This is a genomic window from Halomonas sp. hl-4 (genome assembly GCF_900215475.1).
In the GTDB taxonomy this organism is placed as follows: domain Bacteria; phylum Pseudomonadota; class Gammaproteobacteria; order Pseudomonadales; family Halomonadaceae; genus Vreelandella.
In genome coordinates, this window is record NZ_LT907845.1 from 4,078,417 (window position 1) to 4,097,235 (window position 18,819).

Below are 18,819 nucleotides of genomic sequence, written 5' to 3' on the forward strand. Positions count from 1 at the left end.
CAATACTATCCATTACTAGGTAACCCTGCGCTTGTAACGAATGGGATATGGTTATCTTTGGTCGTCTCTTAAACGGCTGACAATATACTAACAATATCGGAGATACGCCCTATGCGTGCATTCACACCATTCCCTTCGTTTCATAAAACACTACTCGGCCTTGCCGTTGTTACCGCTATGTCCACAACTCAGGCACAGGCAGGTGAAGTTGAAGTGTTGCACTGGTGGACTTCCGGCGGTGAAGCTGAGGCCGTAGGGGTGCTGAAGGATCTCGTCGAGGCTGAAGGCCACACGTGGGAGGATTTTGCGGTGGCTGGCGGTGCAGGGGATAGCGCCATGACGGTACTCAAGTCACGTGCTATGTCGGGCAATCCTCCGTCGGCAGCGCAGATTAATGGACCATCAATCCAGGAGTGGGGCGAGCTGGGCCTGCTGGGTAATCTTGATGAAGTGGCTGAGCAAGGCGACTGGGATGAATTGTTGCCTGATGTCGTTGCCGACATGATGAGTTACGAGGGGAATTACGTGGCGGTCCCGGCCAACGTGCACCGGGTCAACTGGTTATGGGCTAATCCTGAGGTGTTCGACGATGCCGGTGTCGAGATTCCCACCACCTGGGATGAGATGTTTGAAGTTGGTGAACAGTTGCGTGAAGCAGGCTATGTGCCACTCGCGCATGGTGGTCAGCCCTGGCAGGACGCGACCATTTTCGAAAGCGTTGTGCTCAGCTTGGGAGGCAGTGATTTTTATCGCCAAGTATTCGTCGACCTCGATGTCGAAGCGATCGAGAGCGACACTATGATCGAGGCACTTGAGACCTTCAAGCAGCTCCGTGAGCTGATGGATGATGGCATGTCAGGGCGTGACTGGAACATCGCTACGTCCATGGTCATCAATGGGGAGGCGGCCATGCAATTGATGGGGGACTGGGCCAAGGGTGAGTTCACCGCAGCCGGGTTGACCGCCGGGGAAGATTACCTCTGTGTAGCCGCTCCAGGCACCGAAGACGCCTTTACGTTCAACATCGATAGCTTTGCGATGTTCCGAGTCACTGAGCCAGACGTCCAGGAAGCACAGCAAACACTCGCTCGCCTGGTGCTTGAACCTGAATTTCAGGAGGCGTTCAACAAGGTAAAGGGGTCGATTCCTGCGCGGCCTGATCTGGACATGAGCGAGTTCGACAGCTGTGCCCAACAGTCGCTAGCCGATTTTCAGCGCACCGCTGAAGAGGGTGGTCTCGTGCCTAGCCTGGCCCATAATATGGCCGTTCGTTCCGATGTCCAGGGGGCTATTTTCGATGTCGTGACCAACTACTTCAATGACGACGACATGCAAGCCGAAGAAGCTGCTGAACGGCTGGTCAACGCCGCTGAAGCGGCCTCGTTCTAACGTTCATTCGCAACCTGTATAGGCGCTGACCGGCGCCGCCGTGATGGCGGTGCCACCGCTTCTTGGCGAGGACGTTTCTCCATGAAAAATTTCTTTTCGACGCCTACCCCTACCGGGCAACCTGCTCCGCCTGCCGCGACCTCGAGTGGGTTGCAGGCGTGGCTGCCGCGCTTGGTGCTTGCCCCTTCGGTGGCTATTTCATTGTTCTTTGTTTACGGCTTCATGCTGTGGACCTTTGTTTTGTCGCTCACCAGTTCACGCATGCTACCCAGCTACGACTTTGTTGGCTTTGGTCAGTATGCCCGGCTGATGCAAAACGAACGCTGGTGGGTGGCGTCTACCAACCTGATGATTTTTGGCACGCTGTTTGTGGTGATTTGCTTGGTCATTGGTGCGTTACTGGCGATGTTGCTCGACCAAAAAATCCGCCAGGAAGGCGCACTGCGCACGATCTACCTCTATCCCATGGCATTGTCCTTCATCGTCACAGGGGTGGTCTGGAAATGGTTACTTAACCCCAGCCTGGGCATTCAGGCGATGGTTCGCAGTTGGGGCTTCGAATCGTTCCGGTTCGACTGGTTGGTCGACCCGCAGATGGCGGTTTATACCCTGGTAATTGCGGCCGTATGGCAAGCCTCGGGGTTTGTCATGGCATTGTTTTTAGCAGGGCTTAGGGGAATCGACGACAGCATCGTCAAAGCGGCTCAGCTTGACGGTGCCAGCCTGCCGCGCATCTATTGGCGGGTGGTGATGCCATGCCTGCGCCCGGTGGTTTTCAGCGCCGTGATGATCCTGGCGCATATTGCGATCAAAAGTTTTGATCTTGTCGTCGCGCTAACCGGCGGTGGGCCAGGCTATGCGTCAGATCTCCCCGCTACCTTCATGTACGCATACGCCTTTAACCGCTCGCAAATTGGCCTGGGTTCTGCCAGTGCCATGCTAATGCTGGGCGGTGTATTGGCCATTCTTATTCCGTACCTGTATTCCGAATTGAGGGGTCGCCGGCATGGCTAATGTGATTCGTCGTCAAACGCTCGCTGCGCGCATCAGTCGACTGGCGGTATACGGCGTGCTGATCCTCGCGGCCCTGTTCTACCTGTTACCGCTGGTGGTGATGTTGATGACCTCGGTGAAGCCGCTCAGTGAAATCAGCGCAGGCACACTGCTTATGCTGCCGCAAAACCCGACGCTGGCCCCGTGGACCAAAGCCTGGGGAGAGGCCTGTACCGGTATGCGCTGCGATGGCGTTGGCGGTTACTTCTGGAATTCGTTCGCGATTGTGATTCCAGCTGTATTGATCTCCACGGCGATTGGTGCGCTGAACGGCTATGCGCTAACCAAATGGCGCTTTAAAGGCTCGGAGCTGGTTTTCGCGCTGATGCTGTTTGGCTGTTTCATTCCGTTTCAGGTGGTATTGCTTCCCATGGCGCAAACCCTTGGGTGGCTGGGCATTTCTAGCTCCCGTGTGGGGTTGATCCTGGTTCACGTGGTGTTCGGTATTGCCTTTACCACGCTTTTTTTCCGAAATTTTTATGTAGGCATACCCAATGAACTAGTGTCAGCGGCGAAGCTGGACGGTGCCGGCTTTTTCCGCATTTTCTGGCGTATTTTAGTGCCCGTTTCAACGCCGATTATCGTGGTGTCGGTGATCTGGCAGTTCACCCAAATCTGGAACGACTTCCTGTTCGGCGTGGCGTTTTCTGGCCACAACACCCAGCCCGTCACCGTCGCACTTAATAACCTGGTCAACACCTCAACTGGCGTGCGCGAATACAACGTCAATATGGCGGCGGCGATGATTGCTGCGCTGCCCACCCTGGTGGTGTACGTGCTGGCGGGAAAATACTTCGTGCGCGGGCTCACGGCCGGCTCAGTGAAAGGCTAACAATAACAAGGTGAACCATTATGGCAGCGTTAGAAATCCACAACGTGCGCAAAGACTTCGGCACCGAGCGAGTGCTGAAAGATGTCAGTATATCGATCGATTCCGGCGAGTTCCTGATTCTGGTCGGCCCGTCCGGATGCGGTAAATCAACGTTGATGAATGCCATTGCCGGGCTTGAGCCCGTCACCAGCGGCAATATTTATATCGACGGCGAAGACGTCACATGGCGAACACCCTCCGAGCGGGATATTGCCATGGTGTTCCAGTCCTACGCGCTCTACCCGAGCATGACGGTACGTCAGAACATCAGCTTCGGGCTTGAAATGCGCAAGGTGCCTAAGCCCGAGCGTGAGGCCGCCGTCGAGCGTGTCGCCGACCTGCTGCAGATTTCTCCCCTGCTAGAGCGTAAACCGTCTCAGTTGTCAGGTGGGCAGCGTCAGCGGGTCGCCATGGGACGTGCCCTGGCCCGTGAACCCAAGGTGTATTTGTTCGATGAGCCACTGTCGAATCTGGATGCCAAGCTGCGTGTTGATATGCGCACCGAGATCAAAAAGCTCCACCAGCGCCTGGGCACAACGATTGTCTATGTGACCCACGATCAGGTTGAGGCAATGACGCTAGCCGACTGTATAGCGGTGATGCGCGATGGGTGTATTTTGCAGCTTGGCAGCCCCGACGAGGTCTACAACAACCCGGTGGATATGTTCGTGGCCGGCTTTATGGGCTCGCCATCAATGAACTTCATTCGCGCTACCTTGGAAGATAACAACGGCGGTTATCAACTTCGCATTGCCACGCCGGGTGAGGATGAGCTGGTGCTGCCCTGGCCGGAAGAGCGCATCGCCCCAGATATGGCCGAACGGCTTAACCAGCAGGTCATTCTTGGCCTACGCCCAGAGCACTTCAGCGAAGAGGATGAGCGGTTAACGTCCCAAGCCGAAGGAACTCTGCTGAGTGCCAGTGTGGCGGTGGTAGAACCTACCGGGGCGGATATCTTGCTGCGCTTACCGCTGGGTGAACAGGAAGTGACCGCCCGCGTTGGGCCTAAATGCGCGGTGGTTGCAGGGGAGCGCTTATCGCTGCGTGTTGATATGGGGCGGGCGATTCTATTTGATGCCGAAACCGGGCAGCGTATTGCTTAATGAATCAGCTTCCCACAGCGTAGTGTGTCGCTACGTTGTGGGAGGAAGCTCTTGCTATTGGGATGCTCTAGGTAGGCTTTAAAAGGAGGCGCCTTTGAAAAGTTTGTGTAAGCCATGTCGGAAAATTTTGTAAGAGACGGCTTACAAGAGACTAATGCGAAGAGCGCCTTGATATTTAATAACTATTTGTTTTTATTTGATTTTATAGGTTGGCTCAGTAACGCGTGATTTTTCTCCCACCAGCCCGCTAGCCCCGAAGGACGTTGCAACCTCTCGCCATCCTATTACCCTTATCGCCTCTTATTAGTAAAAAAATGATTCAGGGAGTGGTGTGATGGCGAACGGTAACGGCCTTTCCTTTACTCTCACCTTGCCCGGCGTAGACGATATCGCCGTGGTGGATTTCTCCCACCGAGAAAAACTGTCAGCACCCTTCGAGCTATCGCTCAACCTTGCCAGCCGCAACGGCCAACTTGCCGCCAGCGAGCTATTGGATCGTGAAGCCACCTTAACTATCTGGCATAGCGGCGAAGCGCTGCGCCATATTCACGGCATTGTCAGCGAATTTTCCCAGGGCGACCGCGGCCACCGCCGCACCTTCTACTCCCTGGTAATGCGCCCCGCGCTTTGGCGACTCTTCCTGCGTCACAACTCGCGCATCTTTCAAGCGCTCTCGCCGCTTGAGATTATCCGCACCCTTTGTCAGGAGCGCGGCGTCAGTGACGTCACTTTTGATGTTACCCGCGAGCCAGCCGAGCGTGAATACTGCGTACAGTACCGTGAAACGGACCTTGCGTTTATCGAGCGTCTGGCTGCCGAAGAAGGGCTGTTCTACTACCATGCTTTCGAAGAAGGGGCGCATCGCCTCATCTTCACCGATGATCCTAAAACGTTACCCAGCCTGGGCGAGCGCACCTACCACAGCCGTGCGGGGGGAACACCGCCCACGCGCCATGTGCGTAAGCTTCGCCATACGGCGCGGGTAGCCAGCTCCTCCGCGACGCTAAAGGACTACAGTTTCAAGAACCCTAGCTATGCACAGCTGCATGAGCATCAGGGGCAGGATGTTGAACAGCACGGTCAACAAGCTGACTACGAACATTATGACTATCCTGGACGCTACAAACAGGATGCCTCCGGCAAACCGTTTACCCGTATTCGTTTAGAGCACCTGCGCCGCGAAGCGGTGACCGCTCACGCCGAGAGTGACCTGCCGGAACTTGCCCCCGGCGTTTGCTTTACGCTGACTGACCATGATAACGACAGCCTCAATCGTGACTGGCAGCTTATCGAGGTAATTCATCACGGCGAACAGCCCCAGGCGTTGGAAGAAGACAGTATTTCCAGTAGCGATACCGCAGGGATGACTCGCTACCACAACACGCTGGTGCTAGGGCCTGCCGACACCGCCTGGCGGGCAACACTCAATGTGAAACCGCGTGTCGATGGGCCTCAGGTAGCGTTTGTCGTAGGCCCCTCAGGGGAAGAGATTCACTGCGACGAATACGGTCGGGTCAAGGTACAGTTCCCCTGGGATCGCGACTCAGAACCCAATGAAAAAGCCAGCTGTTGGGTGCGGGTTTCTCAAGGCTGGGCGGGTGGCGGCTACGGCAGCATCGCGATACCCCGTATCGGCCATGAAGTGATCGTTTCTTTCCTGGAAGGCGACCCGGATCAGCCGTTGATCACCGGCCGTACCTACCACGCCGCCAATACCGCGCCGTATCCCTTGCCCGAGCATAAAACCCGCATAGCGATCAAAACCCAGACCCACCAAGGGGAAGGCTTTAACGAGCTGTGCTTTGAAGACAAGGCCGGGGAAGAATTTATCTACATGCACGCCCAGAAAAATATGGAACTGCATGTCCTCAACTCGCGGCAGAAGCGGGTCGAGTTCGACGATACCGCGACTATCGGCAATAACTCCCACTTGGCGGTCGCCAAGGATCGCGTCGAAACTATCGACGGCAACCGCGATATCACCGTGCGCACCAACCACACCGAACAGATAGACGGCGAGCGCGGATTAACGGTGGGTGGCAGCTATCAAACACATGCCAACGGCGATATCACCTTTAAAGCAGATGGCGAATTGATACTGGATGCCAGCAAAATAACCCTGGTCGCCGGTGGTGCCGCGTTGGTAGTTGCTGGCGGCAGCGTAGACGTGACGCCCACCCTTAATGTGGGTTCGGCATCGCCCAGTTCAGCGGCGCTCCCTCCCATCCCCGCTGTGCTTGAGGCCGCCGCAGGCGAAGGCAGTCCGTTTGTCTCCCACTGCCCGCTCGAAGAGGAGTAATCCATGGTAACGGCTGACTACTGGCTGGCCCGCTGCCATGTCATGGCCCATTTCCCCAGCACCCGACGCTGGGAAGAGGACGCCGACGAAGCCGTCACCGTCGCCGCCGTGCTGGCCGAGGATGAAGCCCAGGTAAGGGCGCTATTACAGCAGCAGTGTCACGATGATGGCCTGGGGTTGATACGCCTTGATGCCATTGAAACCCTGCTTCAGCGCTGTCGACGCGAAGGCCTGGTTCAAAGGCTGGTGGAACTGGCCCACACCACCTCGCCACAACAGCCGGTAGCTTATGGCGAGATGCTACCCCTTTTATCGGAGAAAGCGCCCGGGCCCGAACCCGCAGTGACCCTCCCGCCGGTAAACTACCAGGAGATCACTTGGCAAGCGCTGTTTGCCCTCCATCAGCCACCGCTATGGGCGGTCATCGACGGGGTTAACTGCCGGGACGCCATGGCACGCCTTGGCCAAGCCGAGGCCCAAAGCGCCTGCCTCTATGCCTCTACGGATACCGCCACCCAGGCCAATGCCCCCTGGCTGGTACGCCTTGAAGCAGACAGCGACCTACGCGAATGGCTGGAAAGCCTTCCCCAGGATCAGCACTGGGGGATACTCCTGCAATCAAACGCAACGATAAAGCAACTGCGCAGCCACCTGCGCAAGTTCACGATGCTATGGACGCCCGCCAACGATCAGGCCCCGGTGTACTTTCGCTTTTACGACCCCCGAGTGGCGCTGGACATGGGCCAAGCGCTGGAGCCCTGGAAGCTGGCCGCTTTTATGGCACCGATAGAGGCACTGATCCTTCCTGTCTCTCCCCTGATGGCGTTGCCGCCTGAGCTTGAGTTCGCACCCGCGATGGCGCTGGATACCGATGCCAGCGAGGTGCAAGGATGCCTAGTGTGTATCAGCCTTAGCGACGATGCCCGCGCCGTCAACGGCCAGGGGCGGCAGTTTGCGATAGGGCAAGCGGAGTACCAGCATTTTGGCGAGCTTGCACAGTCAAGGGCGAGCCAAGCCCTCGCACGGTCGCTCAAAGAGCGTTACCCCCAGGTATCCGAAGGTGAGCGGATGCGTGCGGTGATCGAGGCCACACAGTTAGGGCAGCGGTATGGGGTGCAATCCAAAAAACAGATAAAAACGCTGGCCATTTGTGTGCTGGAGGTTGGTGCAGACTTTCCCCAGCGTCACCCCGACGCACAGCGAATACTCGACAACGCTAAACTCGCTGGCTGGCGGAAGTGCCAGCTATTAGAAGAGTGGCTACCTCGAGGGCGTATACGGCATGCGCTACTAGCCCCCTATCCACAATCGGGTGAGCATGAAGACAACTATCGGCCCATCGCTGACGAGGAACGTCCATGAGCTATCAACCAAGCATCGAAGACATTGCGTATTTAGCGGAACACCAGCCGGAGCGCTTCTCCAGCCCTGCGACAACGCTAAGATCGATCCAAAATGCTATGCAAGCAGACGACGTTCAGCGTGACGCACTGGAAGCGGCCACGGCCCAAAACCACTACAACGACTTCTTGGCAAATGGTGGGCAACCAATCACGGAAAGCCCGATTCCGCCGGAACCCGCAGACGAAGAAAGCCGTCAGGACCCTGAATTTGGCGCCATGTGCGTTGAGTGTGCCTCACTAACACCTTGTATCGAACAGGTGGAGGTCGTTTGCCACGCCGGTGAGAATACCCGCGTAGTACTGCAAGGAGAAAATGAACTCTCTGCTACGGACTGCAAAATATATTTTGTTGCGGATCAGTTTGTGACGGGCGAGGGAACCTTCGAAGATTTTCTAGCTGGTACGCAGCTCAAGGATGAAGGCCAAGTAACGATCAATCTGGCCAGCAACTGCCCCCATGAGCAGCACACGCTCTATTGGACCGACGAGATTAACGGTACTGCGCTCGCCCCAGGAGCGACCTCCACCGTTGATTTTACGGTGATGACCCAGCCCGTTCCGCCCATCACCCTACCCAGCGTGCTGATGGGGGTGGTCTCTACGAATGAAGAGCTCGCCTTTAAAGCTGCCGTCATGTTGCTGAATGTACTCATGAACCGTACCGCCATGGTAAACGAAGAGCGTTTTCGCATCAGTTATGACGGCACGAACGACTTCCATTTCACGACAGTGACGCTACCGCAGCTAAAGTTCGACGGCTTGGTGACTATCGCGCCGCCTACGATCGATACCCGTCCGGTCGAAAAAAGGGAAGGCCGTATGATCGCCGCAGAACAGAGCATGGGGTCGCGGGTAAGGCAGGTAACCGCACGGCAAGGCTGGGGCATCCACGCTGACCTCACTGTCGTATGTGGTGCTAAAAACACCACAATAACCGTGGGTAAAAGTCCCAGCGAAACCGAGACCCTTGATACTGGTTCCTCACTTCGCCAAGCAGAGAGCCAGCGGCAACAGCAAAACACGGTTGAGCGATTTATTGGCACTCTGACCGAGGCGTCGCAGCGTATCGCCAAAAACCTGAGTGGCACCGAAAATGACGATAGCAAGCTATTCAGCTTCTACACCCGTGGCCCGGAGTTAATGCTGGGCGCGACCACTGAGCAGGTGGAAGAGAGCGGTGGCCCCGGAACGAGCTGGGAAATTACACCGAGGCTTTCGCTAGCGTATGAGTGTGGGGTGCAGCTCGATATCTACGAAGCATTGAAAATAGCCGCCAGGGGAACCGGCGGTGGCGCCGCGCTCGTCACGTTTCTGGAAAGTGTTGAAGGTGGCTTTAATGTGTATTTTGCCGAAGGCCAGTTGATGCCCGCTTTATTCATGGAGGTTGGGTTGGGTGTTGGCCCCGAGGGTACGGAAAATATGCTTCGTGCCACCTACAACGTACAAGTCAACGCCTTCGAGCAACCGGAAGGGCAGGTGAGCATCACCCTAAGCGCCCTGGTCAGCGGCGGCATGATGGGGTACTTCGACAGCCTGTTCACCGAGCGAACCGTATTCAAGTACGGCGTTCAGGTGGCAACCAGCGGCAGTATCACAATTGCCATCGAAAACGGCCAATGGGGTTACCAGCTTTCCCATGCCGGTGCGATGCTCAGTGTACAGGGGTATAAAAAGGCGGATGTAGAGTCAGGTGGGAATGAGCCAGTTGCTGGTGGTCGTAGCCGACAAGCCCAGCACAGCAGTTCCCAAGTGGTTGAGACGGACGACGGTACTCGCTGGCAAGAAGATGGTGAAACCCATCGCTACCGTTTGGCCGATAGCTGGACGGGAACGTTTCATCCATTTAACAACGCAGGTTAAAGGCATCACATGAAATTACTTATTACTTTCGTTTTATCGGTATTGCTCAATATGGGGGTACAGGCAATGGCACAGGAAACCGAGTATCAGTTTGGCGTACGCTGGAGCGTTAATGGCTTAGCCTCTTCGATTGACGTACAAGATATTATGTTAGATTTCTCCGGCACGTCGAGCAATCGGGATACTCTTCTGCCCATTTCTCAATACATCAAAAATGGTAAGAATACGGTCAAGTTATATACGTGGCCGCTTGAATATGAGTCTGATCACGAGCTACGAGTATCGTTACTTTATTGGGAGCCGGGTGACAACCCTAACACCGATGCGAAAACTGCTTTTGAAGTTGTCATGATGCCTGGTCAGGATAATGCAGAACCCGAAGTCATTTCTATAGAGCCAGAAGCCCCTTTACAGCCACGGCAAAACGGTATTCGTTTTAATCGTAACGAGGATAACGATACATTGGAAGTCGCGTTCAATAACCGCCAGCAGATGCCCACATGGTGCTGGGAAGAGGGCGATGTTCTAAAGGATAACGACGCTACCCGCGATAGCTTGACCCGCGAATACCGCCGACTGCATGCGCTGTTTGCAGCGGGCGATAACGATGCCCTGTTAGCGGCTGCGTCGACAAGGACAAAAGAACTTGCCCTGGCTTCGGGTACGCCGGAAGACTACGTGCGTCACCGGTTCAGCTACACCATGTACTTCGATAACCCGGATATCTACCAGTTAAATGATTTTCCCGAAGAGCCCATGACGTTGAACTTAGGAGCAGATAATCGCGTGGCATGGCTAACAACGGAAGGCGTCCAAGTCCCGATAAGGTTTAATCATATTCAAGAGAATGATGTTTCAAGCCGAGTAAGGCCTTACTTCATTCGCCGCGATGGCCAGTGGGAAATCTGCCGATGAAACCCATCGCACGCAAAGGCGACCTGCACTGCTGTCCGATTCCCGGTCACGGCACTACGGAAATTGTCTCCGGTTCGCCCTCTCAGGTAGAGGGCCAGCCCGTGGCGCGGGTGGGTGATAAAACCGGCTGCGGCGCCACCATCATCGAAGGTTCCAGCCACTCCAACCACGATGGTAAGCCCACCGCCTACCTGGGCTGCAAAACCGATCATGGTGGTGAGATTATTACCGCATCGAGCAGTGCCAAGGTGGAGCCTTAAAGGGTCGTGTCAGTTTATAGAGTTGGCCAAGGCATTTGATAGCATGAAGAAATGGATAGCTCACGGTTGGCTTGTTGCGCTGACACTTACTAGTGCACCAGCTATGGCACAGGAAACCGAGTATCAGTTTGGCGTACGCTGGAACGTCAATGGATTAGCCACCGGTACGCACATCCAAGATATTCTACTCGACTTCAAAGGCGAGCCTAGTGCGCAGAATACGATGCTGCCAGTCACTCAGTATGTGCGTAATGGACGTAACGAAATTCAATTTTACGCTTGGCCAGTGCCTTTTGCAGAGGGGCATGAGATACGACTCTCTATGGAGTATTGGGAGTCAGATCAAAACCCGAATACGGAGGCTAAGACCGCTTTTGAAATCATGATCAAACCGGAGGAAGAGGATGTAGAGCCTGAAGTCGTATCAAGAGACCCTAACGCCCCCCTGCAACCAGTAGAGAATAGTATTCGGTGGGAGGATCATGTTGGTCACTTCAGGTTGCATGTGCCGTTCCAAAACCGTCAACAGATGCCCACTTGGTGCTGGGAAGAAGGCGATGTTCTAAAGGACAACGACGCTACTCGCGATAGCCTGACCCGCGAATACCGCCGACTGCATGCGCTATTTGCAGCGGGCGATAACGATGCCCTGTTAGCGGCCGCGTCGACAAGGACAAAAGAACTCGCCCGGGCTTCGGGCACCCCCGAAGACTATGTGCGGGATCGGTTTAGCTACAGTATGTATTTTGACAATCCTGATATTTACCAGTTAGACGATTTCCCCGAAGAGCCTATGACGCTAAACCTGGGAGCAGATAATCGCGTGGCATGGCTGACCACAAAAGGGGTAAGTGAACCCATTCGTTTTAATAATGTTTCACAGGAAGGTCGTGCTAGCTACGTAAGTCTCTACTTCACCCGCCGCGATGGCCAGTGGGAAATCTGCCGATGAAACCCGTTGCCCGCAAAGGCGATCTACACCGCTGCCCCATCCACGGTCATGGCACTACGGAAATTGTCTCCGGTTCGCCCTCTCAGGTAGAGGGCCAGCCCGTGGCGCGGGTAGGTGACAAAACCGGTTGTGGTGCCACCATCATCGAAGGTTCCAGTCACTCCAACCACGATGGTAAGCCCACCGCCTACCTGGGCTGCAAAACCGATCATGGTGGCGAGATTATTACGGTGTCGAGCAGTGCCAAGGTGGCGCCTTAATGCATCGCATCATTTTATTGAGTTACTGAAGATCGGAAACTGGTGTAACGACGGATATGTTTATCGCGCGTTATGAGCAAAATTTGGCATCATCTAGCGGAAGGCGAGATATTGGTACCCTTTGAATATCAATCAGTGAATACAGATGCGCCTTGGCCTGTTTTTACCGATTCAGACGGCAGGGAAAAGCGCTATCCGGATGATTTTAGACAATGACGGCTAATGTGCGGCGAATGGGGTTAGCCTCGGAGGAGCTTCCGAGGCTAACCCCTTTTTGAATGGTGGAATCTCAACTGCGTAAGTGCCGCAATTCCCCATTGAGCGCTTTGATGATTGAGTAGCACATCAGCAGCATCACGATGGAGAACGGAATCGCCGTGGCGGTTACGCCCGCCTGAAGCGCTGTCAGACCACCCCCGATAAGCAGCACGATCGCGATGAGACCTTCCACGACCGCCCAAAACATCCGCTGAGGACGGGGCGCGTCGATCTTACCGCCCGCGGTGATGGTATCGATCACCAGGGATCCAGAATCCGAGGAGGTGACAAAGAAGATCAATGCCAGAATGATGCCTAGGGTCGACATCAGCCCCGTCAGCGGCAGCTCGTTGAGCATGCCGAACAGCGACAGTTCAGGCCTATAATTGTCGATTACATATTCCTTGACCAGACTACTGGCTGGGTTGGCATAGAGCTGATCAAGCGCGGTGGAGCCGAAGACGCCCATCCAGATAAAAATAAACAGACTGGGTACCAGCAGTACACAGAGCACGAATTCGCGCACCGTGCGGCCCTTCGACACTCGAGCGATAAACATGCCCACGAAAGGCGCCCAACTGACCCACCAGGCCCAGTAGAAAATTGTCCAGGCCTGACGATAGTCATCATCGTCCCGACCGAAGGGCGCCGATAAAGGCATAAACTCAGTCACATAGGTCGAAAGCCCCGACCAGAACCCGCTTAGGGCGATCAGCGTAGGGCCTGCAAACAATACGAAAAAGAAAAATAATACGGCCAGGACCATATTGATCTCGGAAAGCTTCTTTACGCCTCCCTCGAGTCCGCGCCAGACCGATATCATGGCAACCGCCGTCACCAGCAAGATGACGATGACCTGGGTCGTCGTGCTAACTTCCAGGCCGAAGACGAAGTTCATCCCCGCATTGGCCTGCTGAGCCCCGAGTCCCAGCGATGTCGCCAGGCCAAACAGCGTGGAGAACACTGCCAGAATATCGATCACATGGCCCCACCAGCCCCAGACGCGTTCGCCGAGGATCGGAAAAAACGCCGAGCGAATCGAGAAGGGCAGGCCCTTGTTATAGGTAAAGATGCCCAAGGCCAGCGCCATGACCACGTACACCGCCCAGCCATGGATCCCCCAATGCAGGTAGGTGCCGGCAAGTCCCATGGCGCTGGCCTCGCCGATTGCGTCAGGATTCAGCTCTCCATCGGCGTTGAAAGGGGATTCAATCCCCAGCGGCAGAGAGACGTTGGCATGATAAACCGGTTCCAGCACGCCGAAAAACAGCAAGCCGATACCGATACCAGCGGTAAACAGCATCGCGAACCAGGACAGGTAACTGTGCTCCGGACGGGCATCGGGCCCGCCTAGCCTTACCGACCCGTAAGGCAGCACGACCAGCGCCAGGCAGAACACAATGAAGAAATCCACCAGGATCATGAAATACCAATCCAAGGTGCCCGTAGAGAAGGCGACGATGGACTGGAACAGGTTTCCTGCACGTTCTGGAAATAGCAGAGTGAGGACAATGAAGATGACTGAGGCAAGCGCAGATACTAGGAAAACTCGGTTGTGAATATCAAAACCAAAAGGGCCGAGCTGCCCCTTGATATTGTCCTGGCCGACGACATAGTCGGTCTGCATGTCGTTCGCCCCAGGAGCAGGCTCGGACTCGTTCGAGTGATTCATAAAATACCTCTTCTAGTCGGTCAGAAGATGCTGCGTTGAAACACCATCATGGCGCTAACTAGCGTTGAATCCTAACTTGTTGCCAACGCAGCGGTATTATGGACGGTTTCGAACTACCCTGTTATCGCAGGTTTTATGTCGAGGTTAGTGGTCCTGCGAGCCCGCTTCCTTGTCGAGCCGTTTGATTTGCCGCCACAGGTCCTGACGCAGGTCGGCAAGCCTGGGCTGTTCATCGTGGGTGAACGCTACGGGGCGGCATAGCCGCTGGGCGCGCAGCCCCAAGCGGGCGCTAAGTAGCCCGGTGGCGAGTCCCTGGCCAGCGCGTGCGGAAAGGCGGCTGGCCAAGTCCAACGACAACATGTCCATACTGGCGTCGGTGACCAATTCGCTCGCCCCGGCAAACGCCATGTTGTGCAAAACGTGGCGGAATAGCCGCAGGCGGCTGGCGTATCCCAGTTCCAATCCATAAAGCCGACATAGTCTGTCCACCATCGCGAGACTGCGCCAGGCGACCAGCGCCATATCGACCAGCGTTAATGGGCTTACCGCTACCATAATGGCGGTTTCGCCGGACATTCGCGTGATTAAACGCTGTGCCTCGCGGTCACGTGGTGCTAGCAGGTGATAGCGCAGCAATGTCTGGATCTCTACGCCACTATGGTGAGGCTGGCAGGCGTGTTTAAAAGCTTGCCAGTGTGGGTCGTCATCGGCCAGTTTGAGTTGCCGCTTGAGTTGCTCAGCCATGCTCTGAGCCTGCTTGGTCGAACGTTCGGGCAGTTCGGCCAAGTCGCTACGCAGTCGGTCGTGGCGCTTTAGGCGGCGAAGACGGCCGAGTTCTTTAAGCAGTGATATCCCGCCCAGGCCAATCAACCCAATGCCAAATACCTGCCAGGCCACCGTCATCCATTGGGATTGCCTTAGGGCCTCGGGGATGCCGGTGACAAACTCAAGAACCCCCAGGGTTGCGCCACCTGCCAGCGCCAACATAAGTCCCCAGCGACGTTTGCGCGGCGCGCCCAGCCGAGCCTCGGGGAGGGCTTTTTCCTCGGCAGTGGGGGGCAGGGGCTGGTGATGGTCGGTAGGCGCAAACGTTTCGCGCTGGCGAAGCTCGACATCAGGGCCATCGCGGGTTTCCATGGGTTCATCAAGGTTGAAGTGCCGACGTGGCTGTGGGGTGGTCATGTGAGTTTATCTCCAATCAGCCAGTCGATGGCGGCGTCCATGCGGATGTGGGCAAGCGCGTCAGACTCAGTGTCCATGGGGCGAAAGCTGGGAAAGTCAAAGCCTTGCTGTTGCCAAAAATCGGGCGTTGGCAAGCGGGGCGGCACATCGCCGGGATACACCAGAACGTCTTCACCCTCAAGGGTTGTGCCTCTCAAAGCAGGCGAGCGCTTACTATTGTGCACCACTTCACGCGCCTCGGTAGCGCGAATGGCGGCCAGCGAGAGCGCCTTGACGGGCACGTTGGCAAACCGTAAATCCTTAAGCGGCTCGGCTAACAAGGCTTCGAGCAACTGCACAACATGGCCATGCTGCTCGGGCGTGACATGATCCGCTTTGGTGGCCGCAATGGCCAGCCTATCGATTTTGGGCGCAAATAGCCGGGATAGCAGGCTGCGCTTGCCGTAATCAAAACTTTGCATCAGTTGGCTTAGCGCCTGGGAAAGATCTTCGAACCGCTCAGGCCCGGCATTAAGGGCGCCCAAAACGTCCACCAATACAATTTGGCGATCAAAGCGACGGAAATGGTCGCGGTAAAAAGGCCGTACCACCTGCTGCTGGTAATAGCGAAAGCGCGCCGCCAAGGTGGCATACACACTGTCAGGCGGTAGTGCGTCAAGTTCCTCTTTGGGCATAGTGAGCTGGGGCAGCGGGAAAAACTGCAAGACCGGCGCGCCGTCGAGTTCACCCGGCAATAGAAAACGCCCCGGCTGAAGGTTGGAAAAACCTGCTTGCTTTGCGCGCCTTAGGCCCTGTGCGTAAGCCTCAGCAAGGCTTGCCAATTGCGCTTCGTCCGCCTCGGCAGCAGGGTCGAGGTTTTCTACCTCGGCAAGCCATTCGCTAAATAGCCCACGGCGTTGATCGCCTGAGTGCTGCGGCTGGGTCTGGCACCAGCTGTAAAAATCGTGCTGTAACAGCGGTAAATCGAGCAGCCACTCGCCGGGGTAGTCGAATAGGTCCAGTGTCAGATGGGCAATGTCCGGCGAAAGCCAGCCCTGCTGAGCGGGTCGATAGCGTAACTGCAAGCGCAGTTCGCTAATTCCCCGGGTAGGCTCAGGCCAGCGGGGCGGGGTATCGCGTAGCGCGGCCATCCCCGGGTCGTAGGGAAAGCGCGGTACGCCTAGGTCCGGCTGATTTAGTCGTTGTGCGCCGAGTAAGCGCCCTTCGCGTGCCGCCGGTAGTAGGTCTAATTGAGCCTCCACTCCCGCGTGGCGAAGCTGATTCACCAGCGAGGTCAAAAAGGCTGTTTTGCCGGCTTGGGAGAGACCGGTTACCGCCAAGCGAAGCTGGCGATCCCGGCCACGTTCTATCAGGTTACTCAGCTCGCGACGTAACGGCTGGCGCATGGCGCGATGTCCTCAATTAAGGGTAGGAATGCCGTGGCGCTACGCTCTGCTTAATGTGGTGCCTAATAAATGCTGAGCACCGGGAACTAGCCATACTGGGTCTAATCGGGTATTCGCAGCTTCTACACACACAAAACGTTTGGCAGCGTCGATGGAGGTATCGGCGGGTGGCTGCTGATCCGGGTGCCATACTACAGTGGAATCGCTCGACTGTTTGCCGATGCGCAGTGTGCGCGGGCCGTCGTGGAGCATAACGGCTTCATTGGAGTGATAGATGCGATCTACTGCGCCACGAATCGCCAGCGTGCCTTGCTGCTCGCTTTCCGCAAAGTCACGCAGCTTGTCGAGATAGCGTGCCCCGGTTAACCCTTCCAGGCGACATTGATGTGCATCATCGACCGCCAAATACGAATGCAGTGCGCCACTCACCTTAACCGGGGTGTCGCCGATGTTTTCGCTGATCAATTCGACGGCCAGGCGCTGTGCATTGGCTTGGATAATTGCGCGTACCGTCAGTTGCGAATGCAACCGTTGGGTTGGGGATAGGTGGAGCTCGATCCCTTCGGCATGCTCATCCGCCGCTTCGAGTCGCCACTCAGCGTGGCGTGCCAAACCATGGAAGGTGCCGCTGCGGTCAGGCGTTTCGTCAGCGTAGCGCTCATCGGCGAACCACGGCCAGCAAAGCGGAATGCCGCCACGGATGGCGCCCGGCATCGGTTGCGGTGTGGGGGTTACCCACAGCCAGCCACGGTCCTGTGGCGGGCGAAAGTGCAGCACCTGAGCACCCTGCAGCGATATAATCAATTCACCCCAGGGGGCGTTGAACAAGACAAGCTCGCGTCCTTGCCAGTGAGACGTCTGTTGGCCGTCTACACCGTCAAGCAATTGCTGGAGGGTGTCGGGAATCATGGGCAATCCTTTTTCAGCAGGGCCACTATCAATCAATGAATATTAGCGCGAGACCTTAACGCTGTGTGCTATGTTAGAACAAGCAAGTAAACAGCGTAAAATTAACCACACGTACAGAAAGGAGGCGACATGGGTTTTATTGCTTGGTTAATTATTGGTGGTTTGGCTGGCTGGATTGCCGGCAACATCATGCGGGGCGGCGGCTTTGGTGTGCTGGGTAATATCGGTGTCGGGATTGTTGGTGCCGTGCTAGGCGGCTTCTTATTTAGCCTGTTGGGTCTACAAGCAGGTGGCTTTATAGGATCGCTCGTCACCGCCATTGTTGGGGCCGTTGTCTTACTGTGGATTATCAGTAAGGTGAAGCAGGCCTAAGGTCTTGAGCGATAAGCGACTGTAATACTCTTGCCATGGACCCGCGACGTTAAGCGTCGCGGGTCCATGTGTTTCTGGGCGGTTACCAGCCGCCTTGCCCCTCCAGCAAGCTACGCGTGTTATTGTTAAGCGGCAGCTTGAAATCGGCACTGCCCAATACCATCGCATCACCGGAGCGTACCACCCGCGCGCTGACATAGACATAGTCTTGCCCTTGAGCATAGGTGCCCATCAGAATGGAGCGCGCGTCGTGCTGGGCGCTTAAGCGTTGAACCTCGCGTGATAGGATCAACTCGCCCACGCTCTCTTCGATAAACATGCTGTCGCGCATTTTGACCTCGCGCACTTGCATGCCTTGACGCCCCAGTGCCGACGCCATGAGTTCAGAACTCATGCGCCCTAAGGTAGAGGATTGGCTCAAGTCGTCGATGCTAACAAACGTCGCGGCAATCATGGGGCTATAACGCGTCAGGTCGGGGTTACTCGCCACCATCTGTTCAGCGGCTGCCTGAGCGAGTTCTGGTAGGTCCGGATCGGGCTCTTGCTGTTGCATATTGTTGCCGCCAAGCGAGCTACAGCCTGCAAGGCCAAGTACCAAAAGGCTGACAGTTAACCACTTGGCAGCAGCCAGCGGGCGCGTTACATAAGTAAAGGCAAATGACATCATGGACATCGC

The 18,819-nt window shown here is 56.0% G+C and carries 17 protein-coding genes; 12 read left to right on the top strand and 5 right to left on the bottom strand.

The window, feature by feature from the left end; all coding sequences use genetic code 11:
- The first annotated feature begins 111 nt into the window (after nucleotides 1-111).
- From CPH17_RS19065 to CPH17_RS19115, 11 genes are all read left to right on the top strand, one after another.
- Entirely contained in the window at nucleotides 112-1,389 is a 1,278-nt protein-coding gene (locus CPH17_RS19065; protein WP_074395800.1) for an ABC transporter substrate-binding protein, read from the top strand.
- Between the two features lie 81 nt (nucleotides 1,390-1,470).
- A complete protein-coding gene (locus tag CPH17_RS19070) occupies nucleotides 1,471-2,403 on the top strand; it encodes a carbohydrate ABC transporter permease (protein ID WP_172822092.1) in 933 nt (310 codons plus the stop codon).
- Complete coding sequence (locus CPH17_RS19075) at nucleotides 2,396-3,274, top strand: carbohydrate ABC transporter permease (protein WP_074395801.1); 879 nt, start codon at nucleotides 2,396-2,398, stop codon at nucleotides 3,272-3,274. Before CPH17_RS19070 ends, CPH17_RS19075 begins: the two co-directional genes overlap by 8 nt.
- Nucleotides 3,275-3,294: 20 nt before the next feature.
- On the top strand, nucleotides 3,295-4,416 hold the full coding sequence (locus CPH17_RS19080; protein WP_074395802.1) for an ABC transporter ATP-binding protein: 1,122 nt from the start codon (nucleotides 3,295-3,297) through the stop codon (nucleotides 4,414-4,416).
- 334 nt (nucleotides 4,417-4,750) lie between these two features.
- Nucleotides 4,751-6,715, top strand: coding sequence for a type VI secretion system Vgr family protein (locus CPH17_RS19085; protein ID WP_074395803.1), 1,965 nt, complete (start codon nucleotides 4,751-4,753; stop codon nucleotides 6,713-6,715).
- A 3-nt stretch (nucleotides 6,716-6,718) separates the two neighbouring features.
- Nucleotides 6,719-8,077: a DUF4123 domain-containing protein gene (locus CPH17_RS19090; protein WP_074395804.1), complete on the top strand. Its 1,359-nt coding sequence runs from the start codon at nucleotides 6,719-6,721 to the stop codon at nucleotides 8,075-8,077.
- Nucleotides 8,074-9,978: a hypothetical protein gene (locus CPH17_RS19095; protein ID WP_074395805.1), complete on the top strand. Its 1,905-nt coding sequence runs from the start codon at nucleotides 8,074-8,076 to the stop codon at nucleotides 9,976-9,978. Before CPH17_RS19090 ends, CPH17_RS19095 begins: the two co-directional genes overlap by 4 nt.
- Nucleotides 9,979-9,987: 9 nt before the next feature.
- Nucleotides 9,988-10,893, top strand: a complete 906-nt coding sequence (locus CPH17_RS19100) for a hypothetical protein (protein ID WP_074395806.1) — start codon at nucleotides 9,988-9,990, stop codon at nucleotides 10,891-10,893.
- Nucleotides 10,890-11,153, top strand: a complete 264-nt coding sequence (locus tag CPH17_RS19105; RefSeq protein WP_074395807.1) for a PAAR domain-containing protein — start codon at nucleotides 10,890-10,892, stop codon at nucleotides 11,151-11,153. Before CPH17_RS19100 ends, CPH17_RS19105 begins: the two co-directional genes overlap by 4 nt.
- Before the next feature lie 103 nt (nucleotides 11,154-11,256).
- Complete coding sequence (locus CPH17_RS19110; RefSeq protein WP_082934317.1) at nucleotides 11,257-12,105, top strand: hypothetical protein; 849 nt, start codon at nucleotides 11,257-11,259, stop codon at nucleotides 12,103-12,105.
- Nucleotides 12,102-12,365, top strand: a complete 264-nt coding sequence (locus tag CPH17_RS19115) for a PAAR domain-containing protein (protein WP_074395809.1) — start codon at nucleotides 12,102-12,104, stop codon at nucleotides 12,363-12,365. Before CPH17_RS19110 ends, CPH17_RS19115 begins: the two co-directional genes overlap by 4 nt.
- Nucleotides 12,366-12,654: 289 nt before the next feature.
- On the opposite strand, the gene CPH17_RS19120 is transcribed toward CPH17_RS19115, so the two are convergent.
- The 4 genes from CPH17_RS19120 to CPH17_RS19135 all read right to left on the bottom strand — a co-directional run bounded on the left by CPH17_RS19120 (nucleotide 12,655) and on the right by CPH17_RS19135 (nucleotide 17,771).
- A complete protein-coding gene (locus CPH17_RS19120) occupies nucleotides 12,655-14,250 on the bottom strand; it encodes a BCCT family transporter (protein WP_096300998.1) in 1,596 nt (531 codons plus the stop codon).
- A gap of 189 nt (nucleotides 14,251-14,439) precedes the next feature.
- Nucleotides 14,440-15,477 (bottom strand): YcjF family protein, encoded by a 1,038-nt coding sequence (locus tag CPH17_RS19125; RefSeq protein ID WP_074395811.1) that lies wholly within the window; start codon nucleotides 15,475-15,477, stop codon nucleotides 14,440-14,442.
- Nucleotides 15,474-16,862 carry a YcjX family protein gene (locus CPH17_RS19130; protein WP_074395812.1) on the bottom strand — a complete coding sequence of 463 codons (1,389 nt, stop codon included), beginning with the start codon at nucleotides 16,860-16,862 and terminating at the stop codon, nucleotides 15,474-15,476. Before CPH17_RS19130 ends, CPH17_RS19125 begins: the two co-directional genes overlap by 4 nt.
- A 39-nt stretch (nucleotides 16,863-16,901) precedes the next feature.
- Nucleotides 16,902-17,771, bottom strand: coding sequence for a D-hexose-6-phosphate mutarotase (locus CPH17_RS19135; protein ID WP_074395813.1), 870 nt, complete (start codon nucleotides 17,769-17,771; stop codon nucleotides 16,902-16,904).
- A 129-nt stretch (nucleotides 17,772-17,900) separates the two neighbouring features.
- Here CPH17_RS19135 and CPH17_RS19140 point away from each other — a divergent pair, with 129 nt between their 5' ends.
- The gene (locus CPH17_RS19140) at nucleotides 17,901-18,143 is read left to right on the top strand and encodes a GlsB/YeaQ/YmgE family stress response membrane protein (RefSeq protein ID WP_074395814.1); all 243 of its coding nucleotides are present in this window, start codon (nucleotides 17,901-17,903) and stop codon (nucleotides 18,141-18,143) included.
- 82 nt (nucleotides 18,144-18,225) lie between these two features.
- On the opposite strand, the gene CPH17_RS19145 is transcribed toward CPH17_RS19140, so the two are convergent.
- Nucleotides 18,226-18,816, bottom strand: coding sequence for a FlgO family outer membrane protein (locus tag CPH17_RS19145; RefSeq protein ID WP_231896519.1), 591 nt, complete (start codon nucleotides 18,814-18,816; stop codon nucleotides 18,226-18,228).
- Between the last annotated feature and the right edge of the window lie 3 nt (nucleotides 18,817-18,819).